At 67.5% G+C, this 16,577-nt stretch carries 16 protein-coding genes; 7 read left to right on the top strand and 9 right to left on the bottom strand.

What is annotated here, in order from left to right; all coding sequences use genetic code 11:
- Positions 1-7: 7 nt before the first annotated feature.
- Together bcsZ and bcsB are read right to left on the bottom strand one after the other, a co-directional pair.
- Positions 8-1,255: a cellulose synthase complex periplasmic endoglucanase BcsZ gene (gene bcsZ / locus LV28_RS35185; RefSeq protein ID WP_038617669.1), complete on the bottom strand. Its 1,248-nt coding sequence runs from the start codon at positions 1,253-1,255 to the stop codon at positions 8-10.
- On the bottom strand, positions 1,256-3,625 hold the full coding sequence (bcsB, locus tag LV28_RS35180; RefSeq protein ID WP_048806359.1) for a cellulose biosynthesis cyclic di-GMP-binding regulatory protein BcsB: 2,370 nt from the start codon (positions 3,623-3,625) through the stop codon (positions 1,256-1,258).
- Positions 3,626-3,912: 287 nt separating this feature from the next.
- Here bcsB and LV28_RS35175 point away from each other — a divergent pair, with 287 nt between their 5' ends.
- From LV28_RS35175 to LV28_RS35155, 5 genes are all read left to right on the top strand, one after another.
- Positions 3,913-4,128 carry a hypothetical protein gene (locus LV28_RS35175; RefSeq protein ID WP_141571682.1) on the top strand — a complete coding sequence of 72 codons (216 nt, stop codon included), beginning with the start codon at positions 3,913-3,915 and terminating at the stop codon, positions 4,126-4,128.
- 6 nt (positions 4,129-4,134) lie between these two features.
- Positions 4,135-4,785, top strand: coding sequence for an HAD-IB family hydrolase (locus LV28_RS35170; protein WP_023595821.1), 651 nt, complete (start codon positions 4,135-4,137; stop codon positions 4,783-4,785).
- Positions 4,786-4,807: 22 nt separating this feature from the next.
- Complete coding sequence (locus LV28_RS49350) at positions 4,808-5,911, top strand: YccS family putative transporter (RefSeq protein ID WP_058371646.1); 1,104 nt, start codon at positions 4,808-4,810, stop codon at positions 5,909-5,911.
- Complete coding sequence (locus tag LV28_RS49345) at positions 5,860-6,732, top strand: FUSC family protein (protein WP_058371645.1); 873 nt, start codon at positions 5,860-5,862, stop codon at positions 6,730-6,732. The genes LV28_RS49350 and LV28_RS49345 overlap by 52 nt, the downstream gene beginning before the upstream one ends.
- Before the next feature lie 102 nt (positions 6,733-6,834).
- Entirely contained in the window at positions 6,835-7,995 is a 1,161-nt protein-coding gene (locus LV28_RS35155) for a methyltransferase (protein ID WP_038617674.1), read from the top strand.
- 94 nt (positions 7,996-8,089) lie between these two features.
- Here the strand turns inward: LV28_RS35155 and LV28_RS35150 are convergent, their stop codons facing one another.
- Positions 8,090-9,382, bottom strand: coding sequence for a TIGR03862 family flavoprotein (locus LV28_RS35150; protein WP_023595818.1), 1,293 nt, complete (start codon positions 9,380-9,382; stop codon positions 8,090-8,092).
- Positions 9,383-9,629: 247 nt separating this feature from the next.
- Between LV28_RS35150 and LV28_RS35145 the strand changes: the two genes are divergently transcribed.
- Positions 9,630-10,379: a class I SAM-dependent methyltransferase gene (locus tag LV28_RS35145; RefSeq protein WP_023874469.1), complete on the top strand. Its 750-nt coding sequence runs from the start codon at positions 9,630-9,632 to the stop codon at positions 10,377-10,379.
- Positions 10,380-10,462: 83 nt separating this feature from the next.
- Here LV28_RS35145 and LV28_RS35140 read toward each other — a convergent pair whose 3' ends face one another.
- From LV28_RS35140 to astD, 6 genes are all read right to left on the bottom strand, one after another.
- The gene (locus LV28_RS35140; RefSeq protein ID WP_023874470.1) at positions 10,463-10,654 is read right to left on the bottom strand and encodes a DUF2964 family protein; all 192 of its coding nucleotides are present in this window, start codon (positions 10,652-10,654) and stop codon (positions 10,463-10,465) included.
- A 147-nt stretch (positions 10,655-10,801) separates the two neighbouring features.
- Positions 10,802-11,011: a DUF2964 family protein gene (locus LV28_RS35135; RefSeq protein WP_023595816.1), complete on the bottom strand. Its 210-nt coding sequence runs from the start codon at positions 11,009-11,011 to the stop codon at positions 10,802-10,804.
- Positions 11,012-11,191: 180 nt separating this feature from the next.
- Positions 11,192-11,494, bottom strand: coding sequence for a DUF1488 family protein (locus tag LV28_RS35130; RefSeq protein WP_023874471.1), 303 nt, complete (start codon positions 11,492-11,494; stop codon positions 11,192-11,194).
- 200 nt (positions 11,495-11,694) lie between these two features.
- The gene (locus LV28_RS35125) at positions 11,695-12,261 is read right to left on the bottom strand and encodes an NADPH-dependent FMN reductase (RefSeq protein ID WP_038617676.1); all 567 of its coding nucleotides are present in this window, start codon (positions 12,259-12,261) and stop codon (positions 11,695-11,697) included.
- 69 nt (positions 12,262-12,330) lie between these two features.
- The gene (gene astB, locus LV28_RS35120; RefSeq protein ID WP_038617678.1) at positions 12,331-13,695 is read right to left on the bottom strand and encodes an N-succinylarginine dihydrolase; all 1,365 of its coding nucleotides are present in this window, start codon (positions 13,693-13,695) and stop codon (positions 12,331-12,333) included.
- A 58-nt stretch (positions 13,696-13,753) separates the two neighbouring features.
- Positions 13,754-15,235, bottom strand: a complete 1,482-nt coding sequence (astD, locus tag LV28_RS35115; RefSeq protein ID WP_038617680.1) for a succinylglutamate-semialdehyde dehydrogenase — start codon at positions 15,233-15,235, stop codon at positions 13,754-13,756.
- A 199-nt stretch (positions 15,236-15,434) separates the two neighbouring features.
- On the opposite strand from astD, the gene astE reads away from it, so the two are divergent.
- On the top strand, positions 15,435-16,475 hold the full coding sequence (gene astE / locus LV28_RS35110) for a succinylglutamate desuccinylase (RefSeq protein ID WP_038617682.1): 1,041 nt from the start codon (positions 15,435-15,437) through the stop codon (positions 16,473-16,475).
- The last annotated feature ends 102 nt before the right edge of the window (positions 16,476-16,577 follow it).

The raw sequence follows: 16,577 nt of genomic DNA, 5'->3' as shown, positions 1-16,577 counted from the left end.
GAGCGGATCAGCGTGTGGCGCAAGCCGCCTCCCATGGCACCTGCAACGTGCCGTCGGCGGCAAAGCGGTAGCGCCCGTCCTGCCAACCAAGACCGAACAGCGAAAGCACCGAACTGTAGTAGCCCGGGGCCGATTGCGCATCGAGCGAGCGTGCGCGCGCCGCCTGCGCCTGCGCTTGCGCCGTGTCGCCCACGGCGTGCAGCAGCGGCACGAGCGCCGCCGAGAAGCCGGACCCGCCGTCGCGGTTCGCCGTACCGTCGCGCGTATTCACCCGCTCGGGCGGCGCGCCATGCTGCGCAACGTATTTGAGCATGCCGCCGAAGCTATGCGTCAACGCGCGAAAGTCATCGCCTCCCGGTGCCAGCATGCCTGCCCAGAGATAAACACGGATGGCGTTGTAGCTGCCTTCGCCCTTCGTTTCCGGATCGATCTCGAAGCCGCGACCGGCGCGATACATCGCCCATTCAGGCGCGAAACCCAGCGGCGGCGCCGTCAGCGTGATCTGCTTGAGCGAGGACGTGATCAGTTGCGCCCATCCACTGTCCGGGAACAATCCTGCCAGACGCCTGACCACCTGCATCGGCACGTAACTCGGGTTGAGTCGCCAGAGATCCTTGGCCGGGTGGAAGCCGACGGGCGCCGGGAGCAGCGTGCGCCCGAGCCCCGGTACGAAATCTGTCTCCTCGGCGGCAATGCGCCGGGCGAGCAGTGCGCCCAGTGCGAAGTAGCGTCGCTCCTTCCACAGTCGGCCCGCCTCGCCTAGCGCGTAAGCGATCCACATGTCGGCGTCGCTCGCGGGATTGGTGTCGAGCACGCCCCACTGGCCGTCGTCCTTTCGCCCCCAGAGCCACGCGGGAAGATGCGCGGTGAGGTCGCCCCTCGCCAGGTTGTTGACGGTCCAATCCAGTACCCTGTCGAAGGCGGCGCGATCGTTCGCCACGAGCGCGAACATCAACGCATACGCCTGCCCCTCCGACACGGTGCGCTGGTCGCTCTCGCTGCGGTCGATCACGCGTCCGTCGTCGCTCAGAAAGCCTGCCTTGAAGCGCGTCCAGTCAGGCCAGCCGGCACCCGCGCATGACCGCGCACCCATGCTGTTGCCCGCCCCGTCGGTGAATGTCGCGGGACGTGCCGCGTTCGGCGACGCGGCGTGCGCCGTCTGCGACAGGCCGGCGAGCACCGGCCCCGCGCCGCACGCTGCAAGCGCACGTAACACGGCACGACGGCGCCGGCCGTAGCTCTCGGCGCATTCCATTTACTTCTCCAGACGACGGGCAGCGCGACGCTGCAGCCAGCCGAAGCACTTGAGCGCGATCGCAAATGCCGCGAGCAAGGCCACAAGGCCGACCAGGATCGGGTGACTCGAGAGGTGGTAGCGAATGCGAGTCCACCAACTCACGTCTCCCACGAAGTAGGTCTTGCCAAGCCGGAAGGACTCGGTGCGATTGTCGGTCACCACCGCGAGATCGCCATGGATCGCCGAGCCGCGCACGTTGTCGTCGATGGCGTTGACGACCTTGAGCAATGCCGCGTCGTTCGACGCATTGATCGCCACGACCGAGCGCGACGAACTCACCGGCGATTCGAAGCCGATCAGTGCGGCCAACATCCCGTCCGACTGCGCATCCATGCGCTCGGGCGCCACGCGGCTCGCCGCCATGGAAGACCCCGTGGCGCCATCACCGCGAAAACCCTGCGGCTGCGCCGACAGCACGCGGCTCTGCTCGTCGATGATCAGAGGCAGATTCTTGCCCCACTTGTTGAGCAGCGCCGCCACGTCCTTACCGCCCACGAGCAGCAGGTCACGATCCTTGAAGCGGTCAGTCTGCGTGGTGTCGAGCACCTCGAAGCGGTCGGCATAGGTTCCGGTGGAACGGCCAAACTGGCCCAACGCCGAGAACACCGTTTCGAGCTCCGCGGTGTCGGGTGTTTTCGACGTCACGACGGCGGTCTGCGCGAGATCGGCGTATTTCGTGAACGGGAAGCCGCTGCCGACGAAGAAGTTCAGGTTCGGCATCTCGGCGTAGTGCGGCAGACCGCTGAAGTCGATCGTCGAATCGGCGTCGATGGCCGAGCGCGCCGCATTGGTGATCGTCTGGCTGCACAAGCCTTCCTTGTGCGGCTCCATCGCAAACTGGAACGACAGCGAGTTGCGCGCGCCCACCTGGAACGCCGGGATGCGCACCGACTTGCGATCGGCCATGGTGCCGTCGGACAGCAGATCGACGAGCATGTGGCTTCGGTCGGCGCTGGCACCGGCCGCACGCAGACGATACGCCCGCACGAACTGGTCGTTGATCGACACGCTCAGCGACGAGTCGTCGGCCTTGACCGGCGGCGTATAGCGATACTTCAGCTCCATCGGCACGCCAGTGTTCTGCCAGGTCAGCAGGTCGGCCGGCAGGTTCAGCGGGATACGAATCGGCCACGGCATGTAGCCGCTCGCCTGCAGGTCGTTGGGGTTCTCCACCAGCTCGCCGAACTTCACCGGACGGTCGGTGCGAACCCAGCGCGGCGCGTCGTAGGCCGGGCGCGGCGGCAAGGGCGTGAGCGCGGCAATGCGCGCGGTATCGCCCGACAGCGCGGCGCGCCCGGAGACGAGCGCAAGGGCCGCCGTCTCCAGGTCCTTGGCGTCACGCCCCTGAACGACCAGCAGCTTGAGCGACGGGTCGTTCGGGTTCGACATCATGCGCAGCGTCGGCGCATCGACCTTCGAGAGCGCCAACCCGGGCAACAGGGTGTCGTTCGTGACGAACACGATGGCGTGCTTCGACGGCAGCACATTCACCGAGACCGGGAAGCGCGTGCGGCGGTAGTCGCCGATCGCCCCCGCCCAGGTCGCCACCACACCGGCGGCGTGCACCACGGCAAGCGACGGCGGCGCGCCGAAAACGAAAGGGATCGATTGATCGCGGTTGTCGTGGCGATCGAAGAACGGCGACGGCAGCGTGGCCAGGTCGTTGCGCAGCGTAAGCGGTTGCGTGCTCGTGACGATCTCGCTTTGCGGGCTCACGTCGGCCCAGAGACTGGAATGCGTCGGGTCCTCGCATTCCATCGTGTAATGCCCGATGAGCACGAGACGCACGCGATTGAAGCCCGAGAGCATGCGGGGGTCGAGCGCAATCTCGCGCACGAGGTTCTTGCCCCCGTCCTGCTTGCTGAACGGCAGCGTGGCGATCAACTCCTCGTTCAGATATACCTTGAGTTGCGAGAGATCGGGAAGCAGCGCGGGAGAATACGCGTAGCGCAGACGCAGCAGCGCCGACGCCACGGTCTGATCGAGTCGGATTCCGAAGCTTACGTCGCCCGACCCTTCGGTGCCGCGCAGGCGCAAACCGTTGGTCTGTCCAAGTTGCGCGAACGTGACCGTCCGCTGGCTCGTGCCGGGCGCGGGCGGCGCCAGGACGAGTGCACCGGCGTCGGATGCCGCTGTGGCACCGGACGCCACATCCGGGGCCGCGACCGCGGCAGCGCCTGTGGCAGGTTTGCCGGTCTTGCCGGCACCCGCGGGAGCCGCCTGCGCGGGCCCGACGCCCGCCGGACCCATCGCCGCAACGACCAGCAGACAGACGGCGGTGACTTTTGTAACGTTGTTGTAGCGCGAGCAAGACTCTCGAAGCCGCATTGTCGATGCCTCATCTGTTCGTGGGCTGCAATCTCGCCATCTCGACGCGCGCCTCGCCTGATCGACCCGACGCCGAGCGTCGTCGTGCAGCAATCCGAAGGTTGCCCGGGTCCGGCGGGACAGCGTTGCCCGTGTCTCAGGAAACGGTACGTTGCGCCATGCTAGCTTGCCTGCACGCAAGTAATCAAGCGCACATTGCGCTCCGGGTGTCGTACCGCCGGTACAACGGCCGACGGGTCGACAACCATCGTTGCCGTGCGCCTTCGCCACCGTATAGAATGCCCGACATGACCCGGAACGAACCGTCCCACACCCCCTTGCCAGACAACGCCGACACGATGATCGAGCGACGCCACCCCTCGGACGTCGATCGCCTGCGCGACGTCATCGGCAGCGACGTGTTGCCGTTCTATCGGGACGAACAAGCCGTGGCGGCCTATCGGCAGGCCGCAGAGCGTTGGCCCCACCTCGTCGCCGTTGCCAATTCGCGCGCGGCGCACTGAGCTCGCATGCCGGACACCTCCATCGTCGCCGCCTTCGATTTCGACGGCACGATTTCCACCACTGACAGCCTGCGTGTGTTCGTGCGCGACACGATCGGCACGCCGCGATTCGTCGCGGGCGCCGTGCTCGCCGCGCCATGGCTCATCGGCGCCGCCCTGCGCGTCGTCGACCGGGGCACCGCCAAGGCGGCGTTCCTGCGCGCCTCGCTCGGCGCGCGCGAAAAGGCCCAGTTGGAGCGAGACGCACAACATTTCGTCGCTCACCGCCTGCCCCGACTGCTGCGTCCGGAGATGCTCGCCCGATTGCGGCAGCATCGTGCGCTAGGGCATCGCGTGGTATTGGTGAGTGCGTCGCCGGGGTTGTACCTGCGCCCCTGGGCGGCGTCCGTCGGGTTCGAAGCCGTCTTGAGCACCGAGCTGGCCTACGACGAGCAGGCACGCTTTTCCGGGCAATTCTCGAAGCCCAATTGCTGGGGTCCCGAAAAGGTACGGCGCCTCGAGGCGTGGTGGGGCGACAATCCGCCGCGCGTGCTGTTCGCCTATGGCGACAGCCGGGGGGACAGAGAGATGGCCGCGCGAGCCGATCACGCGTGGATTCGCGGCCAGGGCCGGCTCATGCCGCTCACGGACGCCGACGCCTCGCCGCGCGCGTCCTGACGACCGCGCGCACGCCCGGATCATGTCCGCTTCCACGGAACCCGGCCGCCGCGTTGCCTGGGTCTCGCGTCTCGCCCGGCTGGAGCCCGTCGCCTTCTCGCGTTGGGATGCCGTGCACGCCGCGCTCTCCGTCGCCATCCCCACCGCCATCGGCGCGGCGATCGGCCATGGCGCGGACGCGTCCCTCATCGCCCTGGGCGCCCTGCCCGCCATCACCGGTGACCGCACCGGTCCTTACCGCTCGCGCGCGCGCTCCATCCTGCTGACCATCGCCACCGGCGTGGTGGGCTTCCACGCGGGAATGCTGATTCACGACGTGGGCCTGACCCACCCGTGGCTGGCGCATGTGCTGTTGCAATTGGCGATCCTGTTGCTCAGCTTCGCGGGCACGTTCGGCAACGTGGCGTCGGCGGCGACCCTGCAGGGCGCCATTTACCTTCTGGTGGGATGGGGGTTGGCGCTGCCGCCGCCTGAATGGCGAGCGCCCCTGCTGCTGGCCGCCGGCGGCGTCTTCAGCGTGCTGCTCATGGCCATTCACTGGCTCCGGCATCCGGGCGCGGCCGAGCGCGACGCCGTCGCCGCCATTTACCAGCAACTGGCGAACGTCCTCGATGCGAGCGGCACGCCACGCGTGCGGCTGGCGCGCCGCTCGCTCGAGAACGCCATCGCCGCTGCCTGCGACACACTGCTCACGGCGCGCGCCAGCACCGCAAGCGGCCGGGACCTGCTGGAGCGTCGCGCCGCCCAGGTGCTGGCGGCCGAACCCATGACTTCGGCGGTCATCGCCCTGGCGCAGGGGGGCAACCCGTGCCCGCACCGCTCGGGCGTGCACTGTATGGCATCGCTCGAAGCATCGCGCGTGACCGCCCCATCGACGTCGAAGCGGCCGCCGCCGTGGCGAGCGACCATCACGCGCCATCGCTGGCCGCCGCGCTGCACCGCGCCGAACCCCTGCTCAGCGGCACCGTGCGGACCGTCGAGGCGCCGCTGGAGGCGCTGGCACGGCATCAGGCACGGGCAGTCGCGCATCCTCGCTGGGTGCCCAAGTGGCCGTGGCCCGACGTTTGGCGCTATTTGCTGCGCATCGGTCTGTGCGTGCTCGCCGCCCAGCTATGCATCGCCGTGACCGAGTTGCCGCGCTCGTACTGGGTGCCTCTGATCGTCGTGGTGATTTTCAAGCCGAACTTCGGCTCCGTATTTGCCCGCGCGCTGCAAAGCGGCGTGGGCAGCATCGTCGGGGTGGCCGTTTCGGCGGCGGTCGTGGCCGTGGACCGCAACGGTCTGGTCAGCCTGGCCGCCCTGATCCCGCTCGCGGCCTGCCTGCCGTGGGCCCTGCGGCGGAACTACGGCTTGTTCAGCGCGTTGCTGCTGCCCATCCTGATGCTGGTGATGGGCGCGCTGCAGCCAGGCAGTCAGGACATCGCGTTCGCGCGCTTCGTCGATGCCGTCGCGGCCTGCGCTATCGTGCTCCTCGTGGGCTATCTGCCGTGGGCGAAGTGGGAGCGTCGCCAGCTCGACGAGCGCGTGGCCAACGCCGTCGACGCATTGGGACGCTATGCCGCGCTGGCCGACGCACATGACGCGGACGCGGCGTTCGCGGCCCGGCGCGCCGCCTACAAATCGCTGGACGACGCCCGCGTGGCGCTTCAACGCGCCCTGTCCGAACCGCCGCTGGTGAGCCGCCGGGCCGCGCGCTGGTGGCCGGCACTCATCGGACTGGAACGCGTGGCGAACGCCATCACCGACACCGTACCGCACGGTGACGATCACACCGCGCCCGTTCACCCCGCCGCGTCGATCCTCACACACATGGCCGCCGCGCTGCGCCATGGGGGACCATCGCCCGCCATGCCCGACGGCCCGGTACAAGGTATCGATCCGATACTGGAAGGCGTGTTGCGCGAAGCCATCGCCTTGCTGTTCGACGCCCCCGGCCGCGCTGCGTAGTACCGCGCCCGAGGCGGCCAAATCCGGACGTCGGTCCGTCAACACAGGCATAATGCGGGCTTCCGGCGCAATCGCGCCGTCACGAATGACAGAAGACACCGCATGAATACCACCCCGACGCTTGCCTGGACCGAAGACGGTCGCCCCTTGACAGCGCGCTGGCGCTCCGAAGCGGGTGTGGCGGCGCCGCGTCGCGTCGAAGTCGTCGACGACACCCTCACCGCCGACGAGGCCTACCACCTCGCCTGCGGCGGCACCGCCGTGCTGTATCGCGGCGATTACCAGAATGCACGGCAGTTGATGCAGGCGATGGCCCGGCGCGTGGATCGTCCGCCGCATCGCCAGCGCCGCAAGACCTCCGGCCACGCGGACGCCGCCACCGGCCCGGCCGAGGCGTTTCACAAGCATCGCATGGCGCAGGCCCAGCGCGCACGCATTCTGGGCATGGTGCTCATCCCGCTCGACGCCGATTACGGCATTCCGTTACGTCGCGCGCCCGACGTTCGCGAGGCGTGCACCGAGGCCTGGGGCGCGCCCGACGACATGCCATCGGTGGCCTCGTTGCGCGAAATTCTGGGCTTGATCGGCGCGCACGAATGGCGCAAGAAAGGCGTGGCGATCCCCGCGCTCGGCGCGTCCATCCACCCGTGGTACGGCGTGTTCTCGCCGGTGCGCGGCGAGTATCTCCAGTTGATCGATCAGGCGCCGCTGCCGGCCAAGTCGGTGGCGTTCGACGTGGGCACGGGTACCGGCGTGATCGCCGCCCTGCTCGCGCGCCGCGGCGTGCAGCAGGTCATCGGCACCGACCGGGACGCCCGCGCACTGGCGTGTGCCCGCGAGAACATCGCGCGACTGGGATACGAGCGAAGCGTGAGGATCGTCGAGGCAGACCTGTTCCCGGAAGGCCTCGCGCCACTGATCGTCTGTAACCCGCCTTGGTTGCCCGCAAAGGCCAACGCGCCGATCGAGCATGCGATCTACGACCCCGACAGCCAGATGCTCAAGGGCTTTCTCAATGGCCTGGCGGCCCACCTGAGCCCCGGCGGCGAAGGTTGGCTGATCCTGTCGGATCTGGCCGAGCATCTGGGCCTGCGCACGCGCGAGACGCTGCTCTCGTGGATTCACGGGGCCGGACTGGTCGTGCTCGCACGCCACGACGTGCGACCGCACCACCCCAAGGCGGGCGACGCCAGCGATCCGTTGCACGCGGCGCGCCGTGCCGAAGTCACCTCGCTCTGGCGCCTGGGCGTTCGGCCCGCCTGAGCACGCCGGAGCGCCCCGCGGGCGAATCCCGGGATCCCGGGCGCCCCCTGAGCGCGCGCCCCGCCACGCGCCGGCCCGAAGTGTCGGCGAGCGTTCAGCGCAGCGACTTGAGATAGGTAGCCGCGCCGTCGCCCGCCACGCACGCGCTCGCGAAACAGGCCGTAAGCAGATAGCCGCCTGTCGGCGCCTCCCAGTCGAGCATTTCTCCCGCACAGAACACGCCCGGGAGCGCGCGGATCATCAGGTGCGCATCCAGTGCGTCGAGCGACACGCCACCGGCGCTGCTGATGACTTCGGCGATCGGGCGCGTGCGCAGCAACGTCAATGGCAGCCGCTTGATGCCGGCGGCGAGCGCCGCCGGCGAATCGAACGTCTCGCGCGGCAGGCACTCCCGCAGCAAACCGGCCTTCACGCCCGCGATCCCCAGCCGGCTTTGCAGATGGCTCGCCATGGAGCGCGATCCGCGCGCATGATTCACTTCCCCGACCACCCGCTCCAGCGGCCAGTCAGGCAGCAGATCGAGGTAGACCGTAGCCTGGCCATCGGCGGCGATCGCATCACGAATCGGGGCGCACATGGCGTACACCAGGCTACCCTCGATGCCATGCTCCGAAATCACGAACTCGCCCCGGCGCGCCTGCCCGCCGGGCAGCGACAGGGTCACGGATTTGACCGGCTGGCCGGCGAACCGCTCACGCATGTGCGGCGTCCAGTCCACCTCGAACCCGGCATTGGCCGGACGCATCGGCGCAACGTCCACCCCGCGTTCGCGTAGCCAGGGCACCCATGCGGCGTCCGATCCCAACTGCGGCCAGCTCGCGCCACCCAGCGCCAGCACAACGGTCTTGGCGCGGATCTCCAGCTCGCCTTGCGGCGTGGCGAACCGGAGCCGATGCACGCCGTCCGACGTCGCGCAGGGCTCCCAACCCAGCCAGCGATGCCGGACGTGCAGGCGGACGCCCGATGCGCGCAGGCGTGCGAGCCACGCCCTCAGGAGCGGCGCCGCCTTCATGTCGACGGGAAACACTCGCCCCGAGGTGCCAACGAAAGTATCGATGCCCAGCCGGTGGGCCCAGGTGCGCACGTCGTCGGCACCAAAGCGCCGCAACCACTGTCCGACTTCATTCGCACGCGTGCCGTAGCGGGCCACGAACGGCCCGGCGCTTTCGCTGTGCGTGAGGTTCATGCCCCCCTTGCCCGCCATCAGAAACTTGCGCCCCACCGACGGCATCGCGTCATACACGTGGGCACGCCACCCGTCCGCCGCCAGCACTTCGGCGGCCATCAGCCCCGCCGGGCCGGCGCCGATCACGGCGACATCGATGGGGTCGACGCTCGCCGAGGTCGGAAGATCGGGCGAGGTCCGGGAAACGTGGGTCGGGGTCATGCGCTGGGATCGGAATGGCAGGATATCGGTGTCACGGCAGCCGCCGCACCCGTCGAATACCTGGAAACACGGGCGCTCGAGTCGATGGGCGGCGTCGAAGCCCGATATTGTCCCACATCGAAGGCCCGGCTCGCATTGCCATGGCCCCGGCGCCCCCGTGCCGTCGCCATGTGACGCCTGCCATGAACATCGGGCGCTTTGGCGTTACAATCGCCCCCCATTTTTCCGTTCGCTCAGGGAGTCACGCATGTCGTCATCCGATTCGGCGTCGATGGGACGCGCCGCTTATGCCAGCTTCGCGGAGCGCTACGCGCAAATTGCCGTCACGAAACCGCACAATGCGCTCTACGAGCGCCCCGCGACCCGCGCGCTGCTCGGCAGCGTGGGCGGGCTTCACGTGCTCGACGCCGGTTGCGGCCCGGGCATCAACAGCGCCTGGCTGGTCGAACAAGGCGCGAGCGTGCATGGCATCGACGTGACGCCGGAGATGATCACGCTGGCGCGCCGGCGCTGCGAAGGGATGAACGCCAAGTTCGATATTCAGGATCTCGGCACCCGCTTCGAGACGCTGGCGGACAACAGCTTCGACGCCATCGTGAGCGCACTTGCCCTCGATTATGTGGAAGACCTCGTGCCGACGTTTCACGAGTTCGCCCGCGTGTCGCGCCCGGGCGCGACACTCGTCTGGTCGATGGGACATCCGATGCGCGACTGGCTCGACGAGCGCACTCGCCGCAACCGCCCGTACTTCGACACCACGAAATTCGGGATGTACTGGAGCGGATTTGGCGAACCCAAGCCGTACGTGGAGTCGTTCCGTCGCCCGTTGGCGGACATTCTGAACGCCGCCGCAGGCGCTGGCTGGCAGCTCGAGCGCATGGTCGAGCCTCTGCCGCAACCGGAAATGAAAGCCGTCGATCGTCGCCTCTACGACGAACTGTCACAGGTGCCTGCGTTCATGTGCCTGCGCGCGCGCCTCGGCCCGACGGCCCGCTGAAGCCGCGATCCGGTCTCCCAGACGACGCACCACGCTTCACGACGCCCCATGCACGGGACCTGACGTCAACGGCCTCGGGCATCTCACGTCTGGTCGCGCGCGCCCCAGGGAATCAACATGGTCGCGGTACAGGTCGCCCCCAGCAGGACGGCGGCCACGCCGTAGCGCGACACGTCGGGCAGGTTGAACAGCAGACCGTGAATCGTGGCAAAAATGCCTCCGAGCATCACGAACGAAGTGATGGAGGCAATTGCGACGCGCAGATCGGAACACATACGTCACCTCACCACGAGGCCACGCCCGTTGCGAAGCGCTGCACGCAGGAGATCGATGCGAGCGCCGCTCACGCGGCGCCCGGGCGGCTTCGACGGCGTCCCTCACTTAGCAGTGTAGGTCGCCATCGACGGGAACGTTAGTCCCCTTCAGGGCTTGGACGGTGTATCGCGCTCCTCGTCGCGCGGCCACGGCGTGAGCATCACGACGATGAACAGAATGCCGAACAGCACGGTGATCACGCCGCCGTGCATGACTTGCGATTTGTCGTACAGCAACCCGTGAATGGTGGCGAATGCCCCGCCCAGCGTCATGAACGCCGCGATCGAGGCAATGACGACGCGGAATTCCGAACCCATGGCGACTCCTTATCGTTATCGGCAATAGTGCCGCTCGGGTTACGCATCGCGCGTTCACCCGAATGACAATTGAAGTCTACGCCGAACCCTTTGGCTCGCCAATTGAGTCGCATGCCTAATCATGCCGACCGTTGACGCATGTCAACGTCTCCGTAGAGAAGGCGTCAGCGCCAGTGGCGGTTATCGCCCCGCCTCCTGACGCCGCGCCTCGCGCACCCAGCGAAAATGCCCGCTGCGCAGCAGCACCGGGCCGGCCAGCCCCATCGTCAAGTATTGACGCGTGAGCGCCTCGATATGACTGCGACCGTGTTCGAAGGCATGCAGCAGATCGTCCGCGCGCGCCGAATAAGCGCCGAAGTGATCCTCCAGCGCTTCGGCGGATACGGCGCAATCGATCGGGCGGCCATTCACGACAACCGCGAATTCGATCGTCAGGTCCTCATAGTTGAACACGGGACGGTGATCCGGAAACTCGATTTGCATGGCGACACCCCGGGTGAAAGGCAGGACGCGATCGACGTGTCGGCCGACACGTTCCATCCAGCATAGTGCATCGCCGGACGATGGGTAAATCGCATCGCTTATCCGTTCGTCCATGGCGATTGGGGAAGGTTCGCGTCACCTGCACACCGAATAAATCACCTCAATATATTCCCGCAAGCCATTGATTTAAATGCACTTAATCAGCCATGAACATTTCCCTGTCTCAGGAACATCACGAAGCCTTCGACGAAGGCGGCCAATTGCTGGCGCACCGCATCGTCCTGCAGCTTGCCGTCGGCGTCGATGGCCTTGTTGGCATGCGACACCATCAATCGGCCCTGCCACCAAGGGGTCGTCTGGAGCGTGCGAAGCACCGGCAGCCATGCGTCCTGGCTGAGGATCGTGCCGAAGCCGCCGGGCGACGCCCCCATGATCGCTACCGGCTTGCCGCGAAACACTCGCGCGCTATCGGCAGGCGGCCGCGATAGCCAATCGATGGCATTCTTGAAGACGCCCGGCATGCCGTTGTTGTACTCGGGGGTCGACAGGAGCACGCCGTCGGCGTTCGCAATGGCGTCCTTGAGCGTGGTGACGGCCGCCGGAATTCCCTCGCTCGCCTCGACATCGCCGTCGTATAGCGGAATGCCGTGCAGCGTGCGAATGTCGAGCGTGACGCCCGCCGGCGCCACCGCTTTGGCCGCCTCCAGCAGCGCCGTGTTGTAAGAGCCCTTGCGCAGGCTGCCGGACAAACCAATGATCGTGGTCATCGAATCAACTCCTCCCAGAGGTAACAGATAGCAAACAGAACCGCATGTGCAAGTGCACCGGACGTCGGGTCAGGCATTGCGCTGGAACGGGTAGAGATCTGCGCCCAGGCCCAGCAGGCGGGTAAGGTCGTCGAGCGCGGTGCGGCACTCGTCGAGCAGCGCCGGGTCGGCCAGATCGCTCACGGCCAGCCGGTCTCGATAGTGGCGCTTGACCCAGTCGGTCAACGCGGCATAGCGCGCGTCGTCGATCCAAAGGCCGGCGTGTGTTGCCCGCCGCTCCTGTTCCGTCAGCACAACCCGAAGCCGCAGGCACGCCGGCCCGCCACCGTTGCGCATGCTCTCGCGCAGATCGAAGACATGCAGCTCGCGAATCGGGCCGTCGTCGGCCACGAGCGATTCGAGATAGCGCCAGACCGCCGTGCGCTCACGGCACTCCTGCGGCACGACCAGACGCATTCCGTCCCCCGCATCCGGCGGGCGGGCGAGCAACTGGCTGTTGAAAAGATAGCTGCCGACCGTGTCTTCAAGAGAGACGGCGTCAGAAGATACTTCGATCACCTCCAACTCGGCGCCGCGCGCGGCAAGCCGCTCGCGCAGCCGCGCCAACACCGCCGGTTGATCGACGAACGCCTGCGCGTGGCAGAACAGGACGTTGCCGTTGCCCACGGCAATCACGTCGTTGTGGAAAACACCGGCGTCGATGGCGTCCGGGTGTTGCTGCGCGAACACCACATCGTCCTCGGCCAGCCCGTGCAGCCGCGCAATCGCCTGGCTGGCCTGTAGTGTCTGACGCGCGGGGAAGCGGCGCGGTGCGGGCGCGCTCGAGAGATCGTCACGGCCGTACACGAAGAACTCGACGCCGCGCTCGCCATAGGCGCCGCACAGGCGCGTGTGATTGGCCGCGCCCTCGTCGCCGAGCGACGGCCAGCCCGGGAGGGCGTCGTGATGCGCGAAATGCGAGGCGTCGCCGAACGCGACGCGCAGCACGCGCGACGTGGTGTCGTGTTCGATGGCACGGTGCAGCTTGCTGCAAAGGTTGGCCGCCGTGAAATGCACCCGGCCGTCTGCGGTATCGGCCGACGGACTCACCGTTGCGGCGTTGGCTGTCCACATGCTCGCCGCCGAACAGGCGGCGCCCAGCAACGCGGGCGCGGTGCGCGCGGCCTCGCGAATCATCGCCTCGTCGCTGCCGGAGAACCCCAGCGTGCGAAGCATGGCCACCGACGGGCGCTCCTGGGGCGGCAATACCCCCTGGGCATAACCGAGATCGGCCAGCGCCTTCATCTTGGCCAGCCCCTGCAACGCCGCCTCGCGCGGATTTGAGACGCGATTGGCGTTGTTCGCCGAGGCAACGTTGCCGAACGACAGCCCTGCATAATTATGCGTGGGGCCGACCAATCCGTCGAAGTTGGCTTCGATGGCAAAACGCGTCATGACGATTCCTGAATAACGAAGTTACGGAGCAGCGGCATCGTGGATGCGATGCATGCGGTCAAGCCACCGTGAAGTCCAGCCCCGGACTCAGGGACGCCGGCATGACCGGGTGATCGGCTTCCATGGATGCGATCGGGTACGCACAGTAATCCGCTGCGTACCAAGCGCTGGGTCGATGATTGCCCGACGCCCCGATGCCGCCGAACGGTGCGCTTCCGGCGGCCCCGGTCGTCGGCCGGTTCCAGTTGACGATGCCCGCACGGATTTCGGAGAGAAACCGCGCATGGCGAGACGGATCGTCCGACAACAGGCCCGCGGCCAACCCGTAGCGCGTGCGGTTGGCCAGCGCGATCGCCTCGTCGAACGTGTCGTAGCGCAGCAGTTGCAACAGCGGACCGAAATACTCTTCGTCCGGCAGCGCATCGCGCGCCGCGAGCGCGCTCACGTCGATAATGCCGGGGGTGAGCAATGCGCTTCTCCCGTCGGGTTGCGCGAGCGGCACGACGATACGCGCGCCAAGCCCCATCAGTTCCGCCTGCGCGGCGATCATGCGGCGGGCCGCCTGCAACGACACGACCGCGCCCATGAACGGCTGAGGGTCGGCATCATAACGCCCAACGGCGATGCGCCGGGTGACGAACGCCAGCCGTTCGATGAAAGCATCGCCCTGCGCCCCGCGCGGCACGATCAGGCGGCGTGCACATGTGCAACGTTGCCCGGCCGACAAGAACGCTGACTGAACGGCCACGTGCACGGCCGCATCGAGATCGCGGACGACGTCGACAACCAGCGGATTGTTGCCGCCCATCTCCAGTGCCAGGATCTTCTCGGGGCGTCCCGCGAATTGCTGGTGCAGCGCGCGCCCCGTGGCCGAGCTTCCGGTGAAGCACACGCCGTCGATCCCGTCGTGCGCGGCGAGCGCGACACCGGTATCGCGTGCGCCCTGCACAAGATTGAGCACACCGGGTGGAACGCCGGCGTCGATCCAGCATTGCAGCGATTGCTCGGCGACGCCGGGCGCCAGCTCGCTCGGCTTGAACACCACCGTATTGCCCGCGAGCAGCGCGGGCACGATGTGCCCGTTAGGCAGATGCCCGGGGAAGTTGTAGGGGCCGAAGACCGCCATGACGCCATGCGCGCGATGTCGAACCACACCGCGAGCGTCCGCGACGGCGCTGCGTCGCTCTCCCGTGCGCTCCTCATGGGCCTTCGCCGAATGCGCAACCTTGGCGGCCATGGTCGCCACTTCCGTACGCGCTTCCCACAGCGGCTTGCCTGTCTCTCGGCCAATGGCATCCGCCAGCGACTGTGTTCGTTCCGTCACTAGCGCGGCAAAGCGCTGCAATACCTCAAGTCGCTCGTCGAGTCGCCAACGCGACCAATCGTGCTGCGCGCGTCGCGCGGCCTGCACGGCGGCGTCGACATCCGCCGCATCGGCCGCGTGGCCGCGCCAGACGACATCGCCCGACACGGGGTCGACCGATTGGAGTTCCGCCCCGCCGGCGCCGCGCCAGAGACCTTCGATATAGAGATCGGCCATGAACGACAATTCCCGAGGCCACGCCCGATAGCGCGGCGTGCAATGCGGATCATGATGACACGGATTCGAGAGCCGGAACAATGTGCGCGCGTCGCACGTTGCGCCAAGCCCGCGTCAGACCGACATCGTCCGCGTCAGATCAAGGTCATCGCGAAGACACGCATAGAATGAGGGCCTGAGTTTCCGGAGATTCCCCACCATGACCGCTGCTGATCGCTCACCCCTGCGTCGTTGGCTAAGCGACGTACGCGATTCGCATGAATCGCCAGATGCCCCTCACGGCGAAGGCATCGACCCCTGCGGCGTTCGCTGGCGACGACATGCGGAGGGCGTGCTCGAACTGACGCCGGCAGCAACAGGCGGCACGACCCACGGCCATCGTTTCGATGCGATTCTCTCGTGCGGCATTCACGGCGACGAGACGGCGCCGATCGAAATCGTCGACGGCATCTTGCGCGATATCGCCGACGCACGCCTGACGTTGCGCGAGCGCGTGCTCGTCGTGCTCGGCAACCCGGACGCCGTGCGGGCGGGCAAGCGCTATCTCGAGTACGACCTCAACCGGCTGTTCCAGGGCGCTCACGCCACGCGCGCCGAATCCCCGGCCGTACAGCGCGCACGTGAGCTCGAGGTCATCGTGGGGCAGTTCTTCTCGGGCGTCGGCGGCGTGCGCCGCAAGCGACGCCATGTCGACATGCACACGGCGATCCGCGCGTCGCTTTTCCCGCGCTTCGCCGTGGTGCCCGGCACGGCGCAGCACGTGCCGGATGATGCATGGCTCGACACGCTCGCCGCCGCCGACATCGACGCCGTCATGCTGACCGAGCAACCTTCCGTGACGTTCTCCTATTACACCTGCGCCCGCTTTGGCGCCGAGAGCTGCACGCTGGAACTCGGCAAAGTCGCGCCTTTCGGCCAGAACCGGCTCGCCGATTTCGTCGGCATCGACGCCGCGCTGCGGCGCTGGCTCTCAGGCGACGAGATGGGTGCACGTGACAGCGGCCAGACCCGGCAGGCGCGGCGTTTTCGCGTGGCCGCGGAAATCGTTCGACACACCGACGCGTTCGTGCTCGACGTGCCCGCCGACACGCCGAATTTCACGCCCTACCCGGCCGGCACGGTGCTCGCGCGCGATGGCGAGAACACGTACATCGTCTCGCACCCGGAAGAGCGCATCGTGTTTCCGAATCCGAATGTCGCAAACGGTTTGCGCGCCGGTGTGATGGTTGTGCCGGCCTGAGCGCGCGCTGGCGACGGGGCGACACCTGGCGTCGACATCTGGCCGGCGGGAGGACGGCGAAGCGCCTGCGGGCCCTCGCCCCTACGCAACTTCGCGCATGAA

It is taken from the genome of Pandoraea pnomenusa (genome assembly GCF_000767615.3).
Lineage (GTDB): Bacteria > Pseudomonadota > Gammaproteobacteria > Burkholderiales > Burkholderiaceae > Pandoraea > Pandoraea pnomenusa.
Note: the sequence above shows the minus strand (reverse complement) of the source record. Positions and strands in the feature narration are given on the sequence as shown.